General features: G+C 67.5%; 14 protein-coding genes. 11 read left to right on the forward strand and 3 right to left on the reverse strand.

Annotated elements, in window-relative coordinates:
- The first annotated feature begins 28 nt into the window (after positions 1–28).
- The 3 genes from ACO6D6_RS00285 (at position 29) to ACO6D6_RS00295 (ending at position 4,648) form a co-directional block, all read left to right on the forward strand.
- Entirely contained in the window at positions 29–286 is a 258-nt protein-coding gene (locus ACO6D6_RS00285) for a WhiB family transcriptional regulator (protein WP_041697249.1), read from the forward strand.
- Between the two features lie 109 nt (positions 287–395).
- Entirely contained in the window at positions 396–3,383 is a 2,988-nt protein-coding gene (locus ACO6D6_RS00290; protein ID WP_484782339.1) for a glycosyltransferase, read from the forward strand.
- 11 nt (positions 3,384–3,394) lie between these two features.
- Positions 3,395–4,648, forward strand: coding sequence for a DUF5719 family protein (locus tag ACO6D6_RS00295; protein WP_484782340.1), 1,254 nt, complete (start codon positions 3,395–3,397; stop codon positions 4,646–4,648).
- Between the two features lie 450 nt (positions 4,649–5,098).
- On the opposite strand, the gene ACO6D6_RS00300 is transcribed toward ACO6D6_RS00295, so the two are convergent.
- Positions 5,099–5,536, reverse strand: a complete 438-nt coding sequence (locus ACO6D6_RS00300) for a metallopeptidase family protein (RefSeq protein ID WP_484782341.1) — start codon at positions 5,534–5,536, stop codon at positions 5,099–5,101.
- 95 nt (positions 5,537–5,631) lie between these two features.
- Between ACO6D6_RS00300 and ACO6D6_RS00305 the strand changes: the two genes are divergently transcribed.
- From ACO6D6_RS00305 to ahcY, 5 genes are all read left to right on the forward strand, one after another.
- Positions 5,632–5,958, forward strand: a complete 327-nt coding sequence (locus tag ACO6D6_RS00305; RefSeq protein ID WP_484782342.1) for a DUF3499 family protein — start codon at positions 5,632–5,634, stop codon at positions 5,956–5,958.
- Between the two features lie 35 nt (positions 5,959–5,993).
- Positions 5,994–7,364, forward strand: coding sequence for a phosphohexomutase domain-containing protein (locus tag ACO6D6_RS00310; protein ID WP_484782344.1), 1,371 nt, complete (start codon positions 5,994–5,996; stop codon positions 7,362–7,364).
- Positions 7,357–7,548, forward strand: a complete 192-nt coding sequence (locus ACO6D6_RS00315; protein WP_014846038.1) for a Trm112 family protein — start codon at positions 7,357–7,359, stop codon at positions 7,546–7,548. The genes ACO6D6_RS00310 and ACO6D6_RS00315 overlap by 8 nt, the downstream gene beginning before the upstream one ends.
- Before the next feature lie 8 nt (positions 7,549–7,556).
- A complete protein-coding gene (locus ACO6D6_RS00320) occupies positions 7,557–8,579 on the forward strand; it encodes an SIS domain-containing protein (protein WP_484782345.1) in 1,023 nt (340 codons plus the stop codon).
- Between the two features lie 106 nt (positions 8,580–8,685).
- Complete coding sequence (gene ahcY, locus ACO6D6_RS00325; protein WP_484782347.1) at positions 8,686–10,116, forward strand: adenosylhomocysteinase; 1,431 nt, start codon at positions 8,686–8,688, stop codon at positions 10,114–10,116.
- A gap of 46 nt (positions 10,117–10,162) precedes the next feature.
- On the opposite strand, the gene ACO6D6_RS00330 is transcribed toward ahcY, so the two are convergent.
- Positions 10,163–10,414 carry a DUF3039 domain-containing protein gene (locus tag ACO6D6_RS00330; protein WP_484782349.1) on the reverse strand — a complete coding sequence of 84 codons (252 nt, stop codon included), beginning with the start codon at positions 10,412–10,414 and terminating at the stop codon, positions 10,163–10,165.
- Between the two features lie 29 nt (positions 10,415–10,443).
- Between ACO6D6_RS00330 and ACO6D6_RS00335 the strand changes: the two genes are divergently transcribed.
- Genes ACO6D6_RS00335 through malQ form a run of 3 tightly spaced genes read left to right on the forward strand, consistent with a single transcriptional unit; the run spans position 10,444 to position 14,690 of the window.
- A complete protein-coding gene (locus tag ACO6D6_RS00335) occupies positions 10,444–11,787 on the forward strand; it encodes an MFS transporter (protein ID WP_484782351.1) in 1,344 nt (447 codons plus the stop codon).
- Between the two features lie 58 nt (positions 11,788–11,845).
- Entirely contained in the window at positions 11,846–12,538 is a 693-nt protein-coding gene (locus tag ACO6D6_RS00340) for an RDD family protein (RefSeq protein WP_484782353.1), read from the forward strand.
- A 28-nt stretch (positions 12,539–12,566) separates the two neighbouring features.
- A complete protein-coding gene (gene malQ, locus ACO6D6_RS00345) occupies positions 12,567–14,690 on the forward strand; it encodes a 4-alpha-glucanotransferase (protein ID WP_484782355.1) in 2,124 nt (707 codons plus the stop codon).
- 68 nt (positions 14,691–14,758) lie between these two features.
- Here malQ and ACO6D6_RS00350 read toward each other — a convergent pair whose 3' ends face one another.
- Positions 14,759–16,111, reverse strand: a complete 1,353-nt coding sequence (locus ACO6D6_RS00350; protein WP_484782357.1) for a nicotinate phosphoribosyltransferase — start codon at positions 16,109–16,111, stop codon at positions 14,759–14,761.
- Positions 16,112–16,191: the final 80 nt, after the last annotated feature.

Below are 16,191 nucleotides of genomic sequence, written 5' to 3' on the forward strand. Positions count from 1 at the left end.
GTGTAATTTGGGCCAGAGAGGGGGCAAAATGGACGACATCTGGACGTTGGGGGTGAACGCCGAGGATGAATTCGCCTGGCATCAGCATGCATTGTGTGCACAGACGGATCCTGAGGCATTTTTCCCGGAGAAGGGGGGATCAACACGCGAGGCGAAGCGTGTGTGCTCAAGCTGCACGGTGCGCGCTGAATGTCTGGAGTACGCGTTGGCCAATGATGAAAGATTCGGGATTTGGGGTGGACTTTCGGAACGTGAGCGCCGAAAGCTGAAGCGCCAAGCCATCTGAGCCGGTTGCCTGGCTCGCCGAGTCGCCGGGTGGGCTATCGTCTGGGGTGTGTGTTCCCCCGGGCGTCGGGGGCCTGCTGACAGGAGGAATCGGCTTGACGAGTCAGGCGATGACGGACAACCTCTGGGCCTGGATCGACGAGGAGCCGGAGCCCGAGCCGATCGAGACGATAGATCCCCGCATGGTGGCCGCGGTGATGGTGGTGCACAACGCGGAGGAGTGGTTGCCACGCCAGCTCCGGGCTCTGGGGGCGTTGAATCCCCGCCCGGCGATGATCGTCGCGGTGGACAACGGGTCCACCGATTCATCGCGGCAACTGCTGGAACAGGCCCGTGCGGCGGGAATCATAAGCGGCGTGTTGGATGGTGGACGGAACCTCGGCTTCGGAGAAGCGGTTTCCGTTGCACTGCCCCCCGGCGCGCCATGGATCTGGCTGCTGCACGATGATTCGGCCCCCCAGCCCGACGCGCTGGGCCAGTTGCTGCAGGGCGCGGCCAGGACGGGGGCGGCCGTTTTGTACCCGAAGCTGCTCCAGCCGCGCCGCCGCAACTACCCCGAGACCCTGGCGGAGATCGGGCAGTCGATCACCCCGACGGGACGGCGTGTGGCAATCGTCGATGACGGGGACATCGATCAGGGGCAGGAGATCTCGGAACCGGTGCTGGGCGGGTCGACCGCGGGAATGCTGATCCGCGGCGACGTCTGGCACCAACTCGGCGGCCTGGCACCGGAGCTGCCGCTGCACCGCGACGGGGTGGACTTCGGGTGGCGCGCCAACGAGGCCGGACACAAGGTCGTCACCTGGCCGGATGCGGCCCTGACGCATCGCCAGTCCGGTAGGACGGGGGAACGACGCGGGGCATTCGCCCGGGAATCACACGAGGTCGATCGCCTCGCCGCTCTCCGCGTGGCGGCCGCCCGCGGCGCGAAACCGGTCTCGACCGCCCGGCTGGTGGCCGGAAGCTGGCTCCGGGCCATCGGATTCCTCCTGGCCAAATCCCCCCGGCTCGCGGGCGCCGAACTGCGGGCCATCCGCAGGTTCACATCCACCCGGGACCAGGTGAAGAGCCTGGCCGCCAGGTCGGTGGGCAACATGGACGTCTCCCGGCTGCTGCCCAGACGCTATTGGTCCGTGCGCAACGCGCTCGACCGGCTGGGGGCGGACCTGGCCGACCGGTACCGGGACTTCACGAACCAGGAATCCGGGTTCAGCATCGACGAGATGACCGGGGATGATTTCACCGGCGGGCCCTCCCAACGCCGGTTCCTGGCGCCCTTGGCAATCCTGACGCTGCTGCTGCTCGTGGCTGGGGCAGTGGCGCTGCGGAACCTGTTCGGGTTCGGGGACGTTTTCGGCGGAGGTCTGCTGCCGGCTCCCGAAAACATCGGGAAGGCCTGGGAGGCCGCGCTGAGCCCGACCGTCGGCCTCGCGGGGTCCGATGCGCCCTGGCTCCTGGTCGGGGCCCTGCTCTCCACCCTGACATTCGGCAGCCCACAGTTGCTGATCTTCCTGGCACTGGGGTTGGCGCCCCTGCTGGCCGGTCTGTCCGCGCACGCCTTCCTGCGTCGTTTCGAGGTGCCCCGTACCACGTCGGCGATCGCCGCCGGGACGTGGGCTGGAGCGGTGATCCTGCTCGGCCTGGTGACGGCCGGCGACGCGGCAGGAATGATGCTCGCCATCGTCCTGCCGCAGCTCGCCTCCGCCGTCCACCGGATGGCCATCGATGACAGTCTCGGGGCAGAACGGCTCCGGGCACCTGCAAGCGCCGCCGCGTGGCTGCTGATAGGCAGCACCGCATGGCCGGTGCTTCTGATCCTGGCGGTGATCGGCGGAATCATCTGGGTGATTCGGGATCGTTTCGTCTGGTTGCCGGTGCTGATCGCGCTCGTCCTCCCGGCCGCTTTCCTGGCCCCGTGGGTTCCGTCGCTGATCGCCCATCCGAGTCGTCTCCTCACAGGGCCCGATCCGCTGGCCTGGCCCGCGTGGACGCCGGCCTCGCTGACGACCCTGTTCGGGCGGATACTGCCCTCCGGACTGCCGTTGTGGGCGAACATGGCTTTCTTCACGGTCCTGGGACTGGCGGCGGTCTATGCCATCTGCACGATCCGGAGCACGCGAATCCGTCTGCTCTCGATCACCGGAATCGGGATCCCGCTCATCGCAGGGGTGGTGCTCTCCCGGATCGCGTTGCCGGTGAACGGCGGTGAGGCGCGGGCCCTGCTCTCGGGCTGGGCCCTGTTGACGGTGGCCGGGCTGCTCGCCCCGGTCGTCGCCATGAGGCTCCGGAACGAGAAGGCCGGAGCGGATCTGCGTGTTCTGCTCGTTTGTCTCTCAGCGGTTTCACTGCTGGCGGCCGGGGCCTGGGCGGTCATCGGTTTCGCGGGTCCCGTCTCCAACCACCCCTCCGAGCTCGGTTTCGCCCGCGGCGTGGTGGTCTCGGAGCGCCAGACCCGGGTCCTGATGATCAAGACCAGGTCCGACGGAGGACTGAGCTGGAACGTGGTCGATTCCTCCCAGCCCGGCTGGGGCACGGCCGAACGCAACCCGGTGGGTGCTTTCCATGACGACTTCGCCACCCTCGTGCAGCTGCTCGGCGGCGGCGACGCACCGGAGAACCTGGCCGATCACCTGCAGGAACTCGGTGTCAGCCACGTGTGGATGAAAGGTTTCAGCACTGAACAGCTGGCGGCCGTCGGTAACGCGGCAGGCCTGACACACTCCCCGGTGGACGGGGACACCGTCATCTGGACGGTGGTCGAGCTTCCCTCCCGCCTGCACATCGTCGACGAGAACGGCAGCAAGGCCGTCCTGGACGGGAACGTCACCGCCGCCGACACCGAGCGCCGCCTGGTGCTCGCCGAACGCCCGGATGACCGGTGGCGGGTCCGCATCGACGGGCAGGAGCTCGCCCCGCTCCCCGATGGCGAAAAAGCGACCTTCGTCGTTCCCGCAGGGCTCGCGGGAAAGGTGACCTGGGGCATGGCGCCGACATGGTGGATGTTCGGTTTGCAGGTCGGTGTAGTCGTGTTGATCATCGGCCTGGCGGCACCCACGATCGGAGGCTCCTCGGGGGCCCGGCGCGGACTGGAGGACTGAAGATGCGACGCGTGTTCGAGACACTGTTGGGTTTTGCGGTTCTGACCGGAGTGGTCGTCGGGATAACCACCCTGACCCCGGCCGAACTGCCGCGGGTCACCACGGTGGAGGCGATCCGCTCCACGAAGGTGGTGTGCGTGCCCGTGGCCTCCGGTGCGACCGTGATGGTGGACAACGCCACGACGGTCACCCCGCTGGGCGGCCCCGCCACCGAGACGAAACGCACGGTGCTCACGGAACAGGAAACCTCCGTGGTCGCTGAGGGCACGGAGGGACCGGTGGGTGGGACAATCTCCGGATCCGGTGCCGTGCGGACCCTCACCCAGTGCGTCAAACCCGTCTCCCAGGGCGTGATCGCGCTCCCGGCAACGGCGGACACACAGCTCAAGATCGTCAACCCGGACGCATCCGAAGCGGCGATCGACCTGACCCTGTACGGCGCGGAGGGGGAGATTCAGGCCCTGGGGGCCCGGGGAATCACGCTCGCCGCCTATCAGGAACGCACCATCGCCCTGTCCGTCCTGACCGAGAAGGCAACCCCGGTGGGGGTGTCCTTCCAGGCCAGCCGGGGTCGTGCCTCGGTGATAGCGATCACCCAGACCCAGAACAGCGGAACGGCGGCCGGGCCCTCACAGCTGGGCACCTCCCACCTGCTTCCCGGGATCCCGGCCGGGGCGACCAGCTCCGTCGTCGTGCTCGCCAACCCCAGCCAGTCGCGGATCACCGCCAACCTGACGGCCTACGGGACCACGCCCGCCTACCAGCCCCAGGGGGGCGGGAACATCAGCATCCCGCCGCACGCGAGTGTGTCGGTGTCGCTGGAGAACGCCCTGCTCGGTGAGGCATCGGCGATTCAGGTCAGCTCCGATGCACCCGTGATGGCCGGCATGGCGTTCACCCTGGGGGATTCCGCCCAGATGGCGCCTGTCGAAGCGGGGACATCCCTGGGCACCTTCACCTCGCCCGGTGGTGTGCTGCAGTTGACGAATCCGGGGACGGCCGACGTGCAGGCCACGGTAACGGCCACCGGAGCCGGGAACGCCGAGGAGAAATCCACGGTCACGGTGGGCGCCGGTCAGACCGTCGTGCACGAACTTCCCGCGACCACCGAGCAGGGGCAGCGAGTCGTGGTCGGCTCCGACCAGCCGCTGTTCGGAGCCGTCGTCTCCTCCGGCGAAGCGGGTTCCTGGGCGGCTCCCCTGGAACCGATGACCGCAGGGGGAACCCCACCGCTGGCTGCCGAACTCGACCCCGAACTGCACTGAGCCGGGAAACGAACCGACCTCCTGGCGACCCCCGGTCGACACCCATTGACCGGTCAGATGCTTGGCGCTTGGTGATCCTGCTCAACGTGACGGGAGGGGAGATCGTGGCAGGGATGCTCCGGCGGTTGAGGGAGGGCGGATCCGCTTCGCGCGCGTGTCAGAGGGATTTCGCGGCAAACCCGTGGGGGCGGTCATGCCGGTAGCCGGTTTGGCAGGGGTTGCGCGCACCCATCCCGGCCTGTCGCGCCCGGCTGCTCGTGCTGGACGAACCAACCGGTGGCGGCCGAGGCGTGGTGGAAACTGGCGTTGGCGATTCCGCTGGCGCTGGTGACGGCGGCGCTCGGCCTCCGGTTCTGGAGGAGGAACTGAAGGGCTCCGCGGGTGGGATTCCACGGAAGTTTTTTGGTCGTGGCGGCTTCGAGAAGATGCCCGTTTCCGTGGTTCCCGGGGTCAATCCTCCCAGTCGGTTGGCTCGTATCCCAGCAGCTCACTGACCGGGCGGCCCGTCAAGGCGCTCAGCTGCTCCACGATCGTGCGGTGCACCAGGGAACGCAGCGCGGAGCGGCTGCTGGCGCGGTGCTCCAGGGGACGTTGGTAGATCACGATCTGGGCGGGCCTGTCCTTGGAGGGTTCCAGGGCGGCCGACATCGGTACTCGGTCCCCGGACCAGGCGGTTTTGAGCAGGGGCACGTCCTCGACCCCGACCACCATGCCGTCGAGGGCGTGCGGGTCGACCTCGGCGATGGTGGCGAGTGCCTGTTTCACGCACTGGTTGAAGTACTCGACCCGGTTCAGGGGGCGCAGTGGAACGGTTTTGCGGTTGTTGGAATCCGGTAGGGCGACAGGTCCGTGCATTCCCCGGTCGTGACGGTCGCGGCTGCGTGGCATGCGGCAACTCTAGCCGTGGAAAGCGGTAGGCTTCGATGGTGCGTCGTTGTTCCCGGACTGCCTGCGGCTTGCCTGCCGTGGCCACACTCACCTATGTGTACGCGGATTCGACGGCAGTGCTGGGGCCGCTGTCCGATGTCGCAGTGCCCGGGGCCTTCGACCTGTGCGCCGAACACGCCTCCCGCACCTCCGTTCCGATGGGTTGGGAGGTGATCCGGCTTCCGATGGAACGCAGGCGGAACGAACCCGAGGCCGACGATGAACTCGTGGCCCTCGCGAACGCCGTCCGGGAGATCGGGTTGCGTGACGAGGAGGACATCCCGACCGCCCCCGTGGACCGTGTCCCGGCCCCGAAACCCAAACCCCGCAGCACCGGCAGGCGAAAGGGCGGGCATCTGCGTCTGCTTCCTACCGTGGAATGAGCCACGGGAGAGGTGACCAACGGTAAGCTCGGGCTGTGCTTAAGGAGCAGATCTTCAAGGCCAATGACATTCGTGGCGTCGTGACGGGGGCGGATCCGGAACTGGATCTCGACGGGGCCCGGAGACTGGGGGCCGCTTTCGTTGAGCTGCTCGACCTCTCCGGCGGGACCCTCGTCGTGGGCCGCGACATGCGGCAGCTCGGGGAGGGGCTTTCCGCGGCCTTCTCGGACGGCGCACGCAGAGCCGGCGCATCGATCATCGACCTCGGGCTCACGTCCACCGACCTGCTCTGGTTCGGCTCCGGGCAGCTGGGCCTGCCCGGGGTGCAGTTCACCGCCAGCCACAACCCCGCCAAGTACAACGGCATGAAATTCTGCCTGGCCGACGCCTCTCCGGTGCGGCCCGGTTTCACCACGGAACTGCGGGAACGCGCCGCGACGGTGGTCATCGGGGAGAAGGTCGTGGGTGGCTACGAGGAACGCGACCTGACCGCCGAGTTCGTGGCCCATCTGGACCGGCTGGTGCCGATGACCGGGCAACGGCGGCTGAAGGTGGTGGTGGACGCCGGGAACGGGATGGCCGGGCTCACCGTTCCCGCGGTCCTGGCCAACCGCGAGGTGGACCTGATCGGCCTGTACATGGAACCGGACGGCACCTTCCCCAACCATCCCGCGAACCCCCTGGAACCGGAGAACCTGGTGGATGCCCGCTCCGCGGTGCGAGAACACTCCGCGGACCTCGGTCTGGTCTTCGACGGTGACGCGGACCGGTGTTTCCTGATCGACGAGCAGGGTGGGGTGGTCGATCCGTCAATCGTGACCGCGATGATCGCGGAGGCGGAACTCTCCAAGGAAACCGGGGGAGTGGTCGTGGTCAACGCGATCACATCGCAGGCGGTGGTCGATGCGGTGGCGGGCCTCGGGCACGTTGAGGTCTCGCGTGTGGGACACACCTTCGTGAAGGCGCTCATGGCCGAGAAGAACGCCATCTTCGGCGGTGAACACTCCGCCCACTACTACTTCCGCGACTTCTGGGGGGCCGACACAGGAGTGCTGGCCGCCCTCCACGTCCTGGAGCAGCTGCGATCTGCGGCCGAACCGCTGTCGGTGCTCGCCGCCCGGTTCGACGGGTATGAGCGTTCCGGTGAGATCAACTCCACCATCACCGATCACCGGGCCGCGATGGAACGCGTCGCCAAGGTTTTCGACGGGCGGGGCAGCTGCGAATACTGGGACGGGCTGACGATCCGTGACGAACGGGCCGGATGGTGGATCAACCTGAGACCCTCCAACACCGAGCCGCTGCTCCGACTCAACGTCGAGGCCCGGGACACAGAGACCATGACCCGGTTGCGTGACGAGGTGCTGGCCGTCGTCCGTGTGGACAAAGGAGAAGCCGATGAGTGAAACCGCCCTGGAACTGTCGACGGAGTTCCTGGCCATCGCCGCCTGCCCGGCGTGCCACGCCAAGTTCGCCGTCGACTACGAACGTTCGGAGTTGGTCTGTACGTCCGCGGCCTGTGGGCTGGCCTACCCCGTGGAGGACCGCATCCCGGTCCTGCTGATCGACCAGGCACGAAACACTCAGTGAGGGCCCGGATGATTCGCAGATGGTTCGATGATTCCCGCCTGGAGGCCGACGACCTGGCCGGCCACGAGTCACTGTGGTGGCTCGCCTCGGCCGGGGCCCGGATCAGGCGTGCCGCGCTGAGCGAACCCGCGGGCAGACTCACCCGCGCCGACCGGCCGCGTGGGGTGCTCGTGCTGGGCGCGGAGGCGCGGCTGGTGCGGGCCGTTCTGGAACCCGCCTGTCCCGTGCCGTTCATGGCCTGGCCGGGCCCCGCCCTGCCCGCATGGGTCGGGCCGCTCGACCTGGTGGTCGCGCTCGGTTCCCACGACGCCCCGGTCTGGGAGATCCGCTGTATCGCGGAGGCCGTTCGCAGGGGAGCCACCGTCATAGCCGCCGCTCCGGACGAGTCGGCGTTGGCCGCGGCCAGCGCGGGTCCCCTGACCACCCACCTGCCCACCCCGCCCGACGATCCCATGGCCGCGGCCATCGCGGTGCTGGCGCTGCTGGGCCAGCTGGAACTGGGGCCCGCGGTGGACGTGGAACTCGCCGCATCGGCCGCGGATGCCGTCGCGGTTCGTTGCTCCCCGGAACGCCCCCTCGGGAACAACCCGGGCAAGGACCTGGCCGTGGGCCTGGCCGACTCGTTTCCCCTGGTGTGGGGCGGGACGACACTGGCGGGGCGTGCTTCCCGGCGGATCGCGGAGACGTTGCGGCGGGCCAGCGGGCGACTGGCCCTGGCCGCGGACGCCGAGGAACTGGAGGCGGTGCTGCTGGACACCCCCCGGCGCGACGTGTTCACCGACCCGTTCGAACAGGACGCCGAGATCGGTCCCGCACTGCTGCTGCTCGACGCGGACCAGGTGCCGGAACCGATGACGGAGACGGCCCGGAGGCTGGCGCGCCTGGCCGATGGCGTCGGGGTGCGGGTTTGCCGCATCAGCTCCGGCATGGCGGAACTGGGTGCCTCCGACGTGGAACGCTATGTCACCTTGCTGCTCCAAGGACGTTACGCCGCCACCTACTTGGGTATCGGCCTGGGCGAGACCCGCTGAAAGGGAAGTCACAAGGCACAGAGTTTGTTCCGCATCCGGGGCTGGGACACGGCAATCAGCCCGGTTTGCCGGGCGCGGTTGCGTGCTCGGGCGTAGACTCCGGGGCGTGACATTCGACTTCCGTGTAGCAGACCTGTCCCTGGCCGGTTTCGGCCGCGAGGAAATCACCCTCGCTGAACACGAGATGCCCGGCCTGATGGCCATGCGCCAACGATACGCGGCCTCGAAGCCACTGGCGGGTGCCCGCATCGCGGGATCAATCCACATGACCGTCCAGACCGCGGTGCTGATCGAGACCCTCGTGGCGCTCGGGGCGGAGGTGCGGTGGGCGTCCTGCAACATCTTCTCCACCCAGGATCACGCGGCGGCCGCCGTCGTCGTCGGCCCGGACGGCACCCCCGAGAACCCGAAGGGGGTGCCTGTTTTCGCGTGGAAGGGTGAAACGCTCCAGGAATACTGGTGGTGCACCCGCCAGATCCTCGACTGGCCGGGCGAGACGAACCCCAACCTGATTCTCGACGACGGTGGGGACGCCACCCTGCTCCTCCATGAGGGTGTCGCGGCCCAACGCGCCGGGGCCGTGCCCGCCGACGACCCAACGGATCCGGAGGAAACCCTCGTGGTCAAGGCCACCCTGCGGGAGGCGTTGGGGCAGCTGGACTTCGAGACCCTCGCGGCTGGCATCCTCGGGGTCACGGAGGAAACCACCACCGGAGTCCACCGTCTCTACGAGATGCACCGCAACGGCACCCTGCTGTTCGGGGCCATCAACGTCAATGACTCGGTCACCAAGTCCAAGTTCGACAACAGGTACGGCTGCCGCCATTCCCTGGTGGACGGCATCAACCGCGCCACCGATGTCCTGATCGGCGGCAAGGTGGCCGTGGTCTGTGGCTACGGCGACGTGGGAAAGGGCTGCGCCGAGTCGCTGCGCGGCCAGGGTGCGCGGGTCATCGTCACCGAGGTGGATCCGATCTGCGCCCTGCAGGCGGCGATGGACGGTTTCCAGGTGTCACGGCTCGAATCGGTGGTGGGGATCGGCGACATCTTCGTCACCGCCACCGGGTGCCGCGATGTCATCCTTGAGGAGCACATGGCCCGGATGAAACACCAGGCCATCGTCGGCAACATCGGGCACTTCGACAACGAGATCGACATGGCCGGGCTCGCCGCCCGGAAGGACGTGACGAAGGTCGAGATCAAGCCGCAGGTGGCCAAGTGGGTCTACCCGGACGGGCACGCGGTGATCGTGCTCAGCGAGGGCCGGTTGTTGAACCTCGGAAACGCGACGGGGCATCCGTCGTTCGTGATGAGCAACTCCTTCACCAACCAGGTGCTGGCCCAGATGGAGCTCTTCACCCGGCCCGATGCCTACCCGGCTGGCGTGTATCTGCTTCCGAAGCATCTGGACGAGGAGGTCGCACGCCTTCACCTGCCGTCGCTGGGGGTGGAACTCAGCACCCTGACCCAGGCCCAGGCCGATTACCTGGGGGTTCCGGTGACCGGTCCGTTCAAGTCCGAGCACTACCGTTACTGACTCATCGGTTGCGGCCCGGTCAGCCGGGCCGCAACCACGGATGGGGTCACTTCCTGGGGTTGCCCGGTTTCATGGACTGCCAGATCTCCTTGCACTCCGGACAAACCGGGTACTTGTCCGGGTTCCGGGAAGGCACCCAGACCTTTCCACACAGAGCGACGACGGGGGTGCCGGTCAACTTGGCCTTCTCCAGTTTCTTCGCCGGCACGTAGTGGCTGAACCTTTCGTGGTCGTCGGAGTCCCGCAGTTCGGTACGTTCGTCCAGAACCGTTTGGGAACCGGGGGCAAACTCACTCATGAATTCAATCCTAGACGTTGGAGAACACCGTGAACACCGGATCCCGCCGCGAGGGTACCACGGGTCTGCTGGTGGGGTTGCTGCTGGCGGTGTTCGCCATCGCCTTCCAGATGATCGGGGTCGCGGCGGCCCTGCCCGAGGCGATGCGCTCCCTCGACGCCGTCGCTCTCTACCCGTGGGCCTTTTCCATGGCCGTGACGGGAATGCTGACCGCGATCCTGGTGGCCGGGCAGCACTGTGACCGAAACGGTCCACTGGTCTCCATGGGGCTGGGTTTCGGCGCGATGCTCCTGGGGCTCATCACAGGTTCGCTCGCCGCGGATGTCTGGATGCTGCTGCTGGCCCGGCTCGTGCAGGGCCTGGGAGCCGGAGCCATCAACCTGACCCTTTACGTGGTCATCGCACTCGCCTTCCCCGCGGGACGACGCCCGGCGGTGCTCGCGATGCTCAGTTTCTGTTGGGTGCTTCCCGCGTTCCTGGGACCGCCGATCTCGGCCGCCCTGGTGGCTGTGAACTGGCGTCTCAATTTCGCTGTGACGGTGCCCCTGATGCTGGTTGCCGCCGTCCTGACCTGGCCGCATCTGAAGGCCGTCCAGGAACGCAGCGAACCGGATTCCGATGCGCCCGGGACCGTTTGGTGGGCGGTGGTGGCGGTGGCCGGGGCTCCGGCCCTGCTGCAGTTGGCCGGTCAGGGCATCGGGCACTGGAGCCTGCTGGCGGCGGCCGCAGGACTGGCGGCTCTGGGACTGGGAGTGCCGAAAGTGTTGCCCCCACGGGCCAGAGACCTGAGAAACGGGCTCGGCCCCATCATTGCCAGCCGCGCCGTCCAGACCGGGGCCTTCTACTCGGGGGAGGCGTTCCTGCTGCTCGGCCTGCAGAACCTGAAAGGGCTCGACACCTTGCAGGCGGGCCTGGCCCTGACCATAGGAAGCCTCGGGTGGAGTTTCGGCTCCTGGCTTCAGGCCCGGATAAGACTGCGTCGCGACCGCATCATCACCGCCGGGACCTGTTTCGTTGCCTTCGGGATGGCGGGGATCACGGTTTTCCTGACCTGGATGGGGGTGCCGTTGTGGATCGGGGTGACGGCCTGGACCCTCGCCGGGTGCGGGATGGGACTGACCGTCTCCAGCACCGCCGTGGCCACCATGGCGTTGTCCGGCCCGCGGGAACAGGGACGCAACTCCGGTGCCCTGCTGGTGGCCGAGTCAATCGGGACCTCGGTGATGACCGCGCTCACGGGGGCCTGCTACGCGGTGCTGCTCGCGGAGGGAGTGCCCGCTTTCGGATGGATCTTCCTCATGCTGCTGGCGGCTTCGGTGCTTGCCATCGCCACTTCGCTGCGGATCGGGCCGGTTCATGACATTGCGGGGTGAGGGACACAGCCGTCGGTCTCGGTGGTTTCCGGCGGTTCAGGATGGCATCCTTGTGGCCATGCATTACTCCGCCCCGCAACCATCCGCTGGGTGGTACCCCGACCCAGCCGGTTCCGGCGATGAGCGTTACTGGGACGGCGCCAGCTGGTCCGACGTAACCCGGCCTGACAGCCGGCCGGCGAAACCCGTCGGCCACGGTGGCGGGGGACTCTACAACACGGTCACGCAGCCCTGGACGGGCGCCAGATACGCGAGTTGGGGGGCGCGGGTGGCTGCCCGCATCCTCGACGGGCTGATCCTGGCCATCCCCTCCTACCTGCTCATCGAGCTGTTGGCCCCGGGACTCTACGAACGCTTCGAGGCCTGGATGCACGAGCTGGTCAGGGCAGCGCAGGCCGGAAAGAGCTACCCGAGTGAGGTACCCATGGAACTCCTCAACTCCTTCATGACCGCGGGGATTGCCGTCATGGTGCTGGGTGTTCTTTACCGGGTTCTTCTCATCGCCGGTTTCGGTGCCACCTTGGGCAAGATGGTCATGCGCATCCGCGTTACCCGGGCCGATGATCCCTCCGCGCGGACCCCCGGGTTCGTGCGCGCCCTGGCACGGACCCTGGCGGACGAACTCATCGGCTACTTCGGTGCCGCCCTGTTTTTCCTGCCGATTTTCATCAATTATCTGATGCCGCTGTTCACCGAGAAAAAACAAACCCTTCATGACATGATGGTTGGCACCATCGTCGTCAAGAACTGATCCTTGCCCAGCCAGGAGGAATGAAACCTTGTCACACCTGACTGCCGAGTTGGACGAACTCGCGGAACGCTTGGGAATAGCCCGGGAGTTCTGGGACTGGAAAGGAAACCACACCCTCATATCGGAGGCCACCGTGATTGCGGTGCTCCGGGCCATGGGTGTGGAGGCCGATACCCCGGAGGAATGCAGGGATGCGCTGGCCCGGCTCGACGAGCAGCATTGGCGGCGGGTCCTGCCGCCCTGCACCGTCGTCGAAGAGGGGGAAACGGTACGGATCGACGTGCACGTTCCGGCCGGGTCGCCGGTGTCCCTCGACGTGGTGCTGGAAAACGGGGAGCGACGGCCCGCGACACAGGTCGACAATTGGACCCCGGATCGCGAGGTGGCCGGGCAGCTCCGCGGCGAGGCCAGCTTCGAGATGACGGACCTGCCGCTCGGATACCACCGCGTGGAAGCCACATCCAGTGAGGGAACCGCTTCCGCCGCCTTGGTGGTCACCCCGGGATTCGTGGGTTTTCCGCCCGGGATGCGCAACGATCGCGTCTGGGGATACGCCGTCCAGCTCTACAGCGTCACGTCGAAGCGGTCCTGGGGGTTCGGGGATCTCACCGATCTCGCCGATCTCGTCGCATGGGCCGGGAACGAGCAGCAGGCGGGTTTCGTGCTGGTCAACCCGTTGCACGCGGCCCAGGTCACATCGCCGATCGAGCCTTCACCGTACCTACCTTCCAGCAGGCGTTTCCTGAGCCCGTTGTACATCAGACCCGAGACGGTTCCCGAATACGCCAACCTTCCCCAGCCGATGCGGCGCCGGATCCGCAAACTGCGGAAGTCCGTGCGTGGCAATGGCAAGGTCATCGACCGTGACACCGTATGGAAGGGGAAACGGGAAGCGCTGTGGGAGCTGTTCCGGGCCGGACGCCGCCCCGCACGCCAGTTGTCCTTCGACGGGTTCCGTCGCCGCGGCGGCAGCGCGCTGCGTGATTTCGCGGTCTGGAGCGCGCTCAGCGAGATCCACGGCACCGACTGGCGGCAGTGGCCCGAGGAACTGCGCGACCCGCGTTCCACCGCGGCGGAGGAGTTCGCCGCGGCACAGGCCGAACGGGTGGAGTTCTTCGAGTGGCTCCAGTGGACCGCGCAGCAGCAGCTGTCGGCGGCGCAGACCGCCGCGGAGGAGGCGGGCATGGGCATCGGTGTGCTTGCCGACCTGGCCGTGGGGGTCGGCAAGACCAGCGCGGAAACCTGGCTCATGGGCGACGTATATGCCCCCGGGATCACCGTCGGGGCTCCTCCGGATCAGTACAACCAGGGCGGTCAGGACTGGGGACAGCCCCCGTGGAACCCGTTGAAACTGGAGGAGCTCGAGTACGAACCGTTCCGCACCATGGTGCGGGCCGCCCTGAACCGTGTGGGCGGGCTCAGGATCGACCACATCATCGGTTTGTTCCGGCTGTGGTGGGTGCCCGATGGGCTCGGGCCCAGCGCGGGCACCTACGTGCGTTACAACCACGAGGCGCTGATCGGGATCCTGGCGCTGGAGGCGTATCGCGCCCAGGCCTTGGTGGTGGGGGAGGACCTCGGCACCGTCGAACCCTGGGTGCGCGAATACCTGTCGCGCCGCGGCCTGCTGGGCACCGCGATCCTGTGGTGGGAGTACGGAACCGACGGGCAGGTGCTGCCCCCGGAGAAGTGGCGCGAGTACTGCATGGCCTCGGTCACCACCCACGACCTGCCCCCCACCCTCGGATACCTCGAGAGCGGTCATGTCAGGCTTCGAGAACAGCTAGGGTTGCTGCTGGAACCGGTCGAGCAGGAACTTGCCGTCGCCGAACGGGAACGCGACATGTGGGTGGAACGACTGATCGCCTTCGGGCTCCTCGACGAGGCCCTGGCCGGTGATCACGTCGAGGTGATGCTGGCCATGCACCGCTACCTGCGGTTGACCAACTCCAAGGTGCTGGTGGCCTCCCTGGCCGACGCTGCGGGGGAGAAACGCGCCCAGAACCAACCGGGAACGATGAACGAGTACCCCAACTGGCGGGTGCCGCTCGCCGATTCCGGGGGGAAATCCCTGAAACTGGAGGATCTGTTCACCGCTGACCTGCCCCGCCGGGTCGCGGACGTCATGAACGGTGACCGGCAGGATTCCTGACCCGTTTCCGGTTCTGGCCCCCGGTGGTTTTCACCGGGGCCCGTGCCGGGTGGTTGGTGCCCGTGGGATCACAGGTTCGCAGGTCTGGGGGCCGCCTGGTACGGGTTGGTGGTCTGGACCCCGGCGCCGTCGAGGATGATCGTCTCGATCGCGGGGTCGCCCCTGCTGATGCGCAGCGCCGCCAGGGGAAGCTCCGCAAGCGACTCCCGGTGCCGGGTGCGCGCGTCCTCCAGGGTTCCCGGGAACACCAGCTGCCCGTCCTTGACGATGTCCACCAGAAGGTGGCGGTCGTTGCCGTCACCGACCGGGGCCGCACCCAACCCGATGATCTCGGCCTCCGCACGACCGCTCTCGCCCAGCCTGCGCATCGCGAACTTGCGGCCTCCCAAGGTGTTCTTGCCTTTCGATTTCTTTCCTACCGGGGTCATCGGCGCTTCCCGATCCGCGGATTCGGAACGGGCCACGAGCTTGTAGACGAACCCGCAGGTGGGATGCCCGGAACCGGTGACCAGGGAGGTTCCCACCCCGAACCCGTCGACGGGGGCGCCGCGCAGGGCGGCGATCTGCCATTCGTCGAGGTCGGAGGTGACGGTGATCCGGGTGCTCGTGGCACCCAGGTCGTCGAGGAGGTCACGGGCCTGGCGGGCCATCATCGGAAGGTCGCCGGAATCGAGCCGGATGGCCCCCAACCGACCCTCGGTCAGCTCCACTCCCTTGCGGATGGCGGCCTCGACGTCGTAGGTGTCCACCAGCAGCGTCGTCTCCACCCCCAGCGCGTCGAGTTGCGCCCGGAAGGCGTCCTCCTCGGAATCGTGGAGGAGGGTGAAGGAATGCGCGGCGGTGCCCATGGTCGGGATTCCGTAGGCGCGTCCGGCCTCTAGGTTCGAGGTGGCGGAGAACCCGGCGATGTAGGCTGCGCGGGCGGCACCGACCGCCGCCCATTCGTGGGTTCGGCGCGACCCCATCTCCGCGCAGGGCCTGTCCTCGGCCATGGCGGTCATGCGGGAGGCGGCCGCGGCTATGGCGGAATCGAAATTGTAGATGCTGAGCAGCACCGTCTCCAGGATGCAGGCCTCCGCGAAACTGCCCTCCACGGACAGCACCGGCGACCCCGGGAAATAGGTTTCACCCTCCGGGTAACCCCAGATGTCGCCGTTGAAACGGTAGCCGGCCAGCCACTCCGCCAGGTTGTCGCGGATGATTCCTCGGTCCAGAAGGAACTGCAGGGTGGCGGGATCGAAACGGAAGTCGTCGATGGCCTCCAGAGCCCGTCCGAGACCCGCGACCACCCCGTAGCGGCGGCCCTCCGGCAGACGACGGGTGAACATGTCGAACAGGGAACGCCTGCTCGCGGTGCCCGCGTCCATGGCGGCCTGAACCATCGTCAACTCGTAGTGGTCGGTCAGCAGTGCTGTCGTCATGGAACCAGACTAGTGGGGGCGTCTGGAGCGGATCCGACCCGTGGAAGGTGTGGATGCGCATGGGAGGTCCACTTCGTGTG

The organism is Arachnia sp. (genome assembly GCF_057238465.1).

Excerpts from the sequence above, each read along its gene's own strand:
- ACO6D6_RS00285 (WP_041697249.1), top strand. The coding sequence starts at position 29 with ATGGACGACATCTGGACGTTGGGGGTGAACGCCGAGGATGAATTCGCC.
- ACO6D6_RS00290 (WP_484782339.1), top strand. The coding sequence starts at position 396 with ATGACGGACAACCTCTGGGCCTGGATCGACGAGGAGCCGGAGCCCGAG.
- ACO6D6_RS00300 (WP_484782341.1), bottom strand. The coding sequence starts at position 5,536 with ATGCCACGCAGCCGCGACCGTCACGACCGGGGAATGCACGGACCTGTC.
- ACO6D6_RS00315 (WP_014846038.1), top strand. The coding sequence starts at position 7,357 with ATGAGTGAAACCGCCCTGGAACTGTCGACGGAGTTCCTGGCCATCGCC.
- ACO6D6_RS00320 (WP_484782345.1), top strand. The coding sequence starts at position 7,557 with ATGATTCGCAGATGGTTCGATGATTCCCGCCTGGAGGCCGACGACCTG.
- ACO6D6_RS00330 (WP_484782349.1), bottom strand. The coding sequence starts at position 10,414 with ATGAGTGAGTTTGCCCCCGGTTCCCAAACGGTTCTGGACGAACGTACC.
- ACO6D6_RS00340 (WP_484782353.1), top strand. The coding sequence starts at position 11,846 with ATGCATTACTCCGCCCCGCAACCATCCGCTGGGTGGTACCCCGACCCA.
- ACO6D6_RS00350 (WP_484782357.1), bottom strand. The coding sequence starts at position 16,111 with ATGACGACAGCACTGCTGACCGACCACTACGAGTTGACGATGGTTCAG.